General features: G+C 33.9%; 3 protein-coding genes. All 3 read right to left on the bottom strand.

What is annotated here, in order from left to right; genetic code table 11:
• Window positions 1–834 (bottom strand): carboxypeptidase-like regulatory domain-containing protein (locus AC1DQW_RS27340; RefSeq protein ID WP_477456957.1); only part of this gene is annotated, 834 nt, incomplete at its 3' end.
• A gap of 697 nt (window positions 835–1,531) precedes the next feature.
• Window positions 1,532–2,881, bottom strand: a complete 1,350-nt coding sequence (locus AC1DQW_RS27335) for a sugar transferase (RefSeq protein ID WP_477456956.1) — start codon at window positions 2,879–2,881, stop codon at window positions 1,532–1,534.
• 138 nt (window positions 2,882–3,019) lie between these two features.
• A partial coding sequence (locus AC1DQW_RS27330) for a glycosyltransferase (protein WP_477456955.1) occupies window positions 3,020–3,276 on the bottom strand: 257 nt, incomplete at its 5' end.

Genomic DNA, 3,276 nt, shown 5'->3' with positions numbered 1-3,276 from the left:
CTCAAAAAGCAAATCACCTTTATTACGGGGAGTAAAACTTACCTCGATTAATTTTCCTTTACCCGATTGTACTGTGTCCGTTATAAAAAACTTATAAAAATCGGGAGCATGATCAGCAATAGGGCTCAGAAACTGGTTTGTAATGATAAAAATATTGTTGTCGTATATGTCTATATTATTTCCGTAGAGGCGGTTAAGGTAAATATCCAGTCCAACCGTATCCACAAATTTTATGATATTGATTTGTTTTTGGGCATTTAATACCTGAATAGATTTAGGCGGATTTTTACGGTAATAATTTTGATATAGCTTTTCGCTGAAATAAACCGGAAGTGAAGTTTCCGACTGACCGTTTATTTTCTGCGTGGTATCAAGCATGAACCGGTATTTGCTAAAAAACTGACTATTGAGCAGCTTTGGAGATAGATGAAAAAAGGATAAACCGATCCGTTCGTATTGATTATACTGAAGATAATCCGAATTTTCCATCCGGTTTAATTCCTTATGGTCAATAATTTGCTGAATAAGTTCAACGGCGGGGTTTCCCTTATTTCTATACTTCTTCTTTTTTTCCGAAGTAACAGAAACCTCCTTTAACTGAGTTTGGCTGCTGTGCATACGGATTTGCAACTCATTCACCTGGCCCGGTTTAATGATTTTTGTTACGGTTTGGTAGCCCATAAAGGAAAATGTTACGCGGCTAAAAGAACCCGGAGCACTTAATATGAATTTCCCTATTCTATCAGAACTGGTGCCATAATTACTGCCACTAAACCTGACACTTATAAAAGGAAGCGGACGGCCGGATGCATCATCGACAATTTGGCCGCTCACAGTTGTCTCTGCGTGAACATTCAATTGGTTTTTCCTGATCACCGTACTATCCAAATGCTGAGCCGCGCTGTATAAGGGGCAAAAAAAAAGAAATAAGCAACCTGATCTTTTCAGTTTGTTTATTGTGGAAAACTTAAAAAAACGAAATATTACCGGCTCTTGGGAAGCTGATTTTATAATGCAATTCCAAAAAAAAAGTAACAAATTGAATTAATAATTAAGCGTTAAAATGGACCTAAAACAAAGTAGTATTTAGCTTTATACTATTTTAGAGTGCATAAGGTTTAATTACGATTAAAAATAAACTGTAATTCTGTTTTGTTTCTGAGAAAAGTCGGTTTAAAAGTAAAAAGCATTCTTTAACTATTTAAAACAGTAAAACAATCTAGAAAAAACATTATTGAACTATATATAACTATAGCTCTCGTTTAACTAACATTAGTATGCAGCACTTAAAAATTAACGGTCAGTAACTTAATAAAGTATAAAATTATTTGGAACCCATGTTTTGTGCAACATAAATTTCGACATAGGGCCCGGATTCTTATTATAAAGAAAGCATCCTTAATAGCTTTCACCAGTAGGTATAAAAAAAGCTCCTCTAAGTGCTTAGAGAAGCTTTTCCGGTGTTACCATTGAGATTACTTTTGATATTGCAATGCGGCTAATCCAAAAAGTGTGCATACAAAAATTTACATCATTTACCTTTAAGCTGAAACATTACCTGTATGGTTTTTAAAATAATGCCCATGTCGCTGTTAAAGCTTATATTATTAAGATAAATCAGATCATAGCGTACCCTATGGCGCATTTGATCAACGTTTTCAGCGTAGCCATAATTCACTTGCCCCATTGAGGTAATTCCTGGTTTAACACGTAATAATTTTTTATAGTTAGGAGATTTGAGTATAAGTTGTTCTATGAAATACTGACGTTCTGGTCTTGGGCCCACTATTGACATATCCCCTTTTAAAACATTCCAAAACTGGGGTAGCTCATCCATCCTTGACCTGCGTAAAACCTTTCCCCATTTAGTAATGCGCGGATCATGCTCACTTGACAATTGGGGGCCTAACAGTTCTGCATTTACATGCATACTTCTAAATTTATATATTTTAAAAGGCCGGTGGTTTTTTCCAATTCTTTCCTGATGATAAAAAACAGTCCCCTTTGACGTAAATTTAGTTATAATTACTAACAAGATAAACACGGGTAACCCAGCTATCATAACCAAAAGCGAAAACAGAATGTCAAAGCTTCGTTTAAAAAACATAACCTTGAGGCTAAGTTCCGGGGTTGAAGAAAGCTGTATTACAGGAAGATTTTCGTAGTTAATTATGCTGGCATAGTTATTATCTAATACCAGGTCAGAAACCAGTTTAATTTTAATAGCGTTTTGATCTCCCAAATCAACCATTTTTTTTAATAGTGACTGGTTTAGGTACTTATAGCACACAAATACCTCATCTGGATTTTTATCTAACACCTTCTCAAGCAGCATTTCATCAGACATTTGCTTGAGCATTTCTTCAGAAATGAGATCGATAAAATAATATCCGTATTCAGGATGCTTTAAGAAAGATTTCACCAATCTATCAGCAATATCCTGGTTACCAACAAGAAGCACGTGCATCCTGTTGTATCCTTTTTTTCTAATGAAATCAAGAGTAAAAAAAATGGCAGACCTTTCAACAACAATTAGAGCAAAAAACAAAATGTAGGTAAAAACCATCTCCCATCGGCTAACCTCATATRATCTAAAAAAGTAGATTACACCAAGAACCATAACTAAATTATAGAGTAGGGAAGACAAGAATTTATTAATATTATCGCTCAGCACAAGTGGCCTGTGAATGATGTAATTCCTGGTTACAGAAGTTATAGAAACCCACGACAAATTAACCAATAGGATAAAATTCGCAGATTGAATCTCATCAGAAAGGTAATTAAACACCAGTAAATGAGCACATTGAAGAGAAATATTTAATACTATTAAATCACTTATAAAAGTAAAAAACGGTAGTAATTTTGAGTAACGTAAAATCATAAGGTTAAAGATTTACAAATGTAATTATTTTCCTTTTAAGAATATACTTAAAACCGGAGATAATAATAGTTTTTCAATCAATACGGGGAATCACACTTAAACGCTACAATTAGATAATTGTTTTTATTAAAAATACGATTAATTATATCCCATTACATCCTGAATATAAATATGTATTTCTTTTTTGAATCGGGCTGTTGAGAAAGAAGATGCATGCGTAACAATTTCTTTATAATTAAACGTTGAATTGTTAACATCAAACCATTCAACGGCTGTTATAATTGACTCAACAGATTGTTCATCGAAAAATACCCCTGTTTTATTTTCAATAACGCTTTCTAAAGCACCACCTTTTTTATAGGCTATTACCGGGGTACCGCAAGCCTGTGCTTCTA

The organism is Mucilaginibacter sp. P5_A4, from assembly GCF_056400605.1.
Note: the sequence above shows the minus strand (reverse complement) of the source record. Positions and strands in the feature narration are given on the sequence as shown.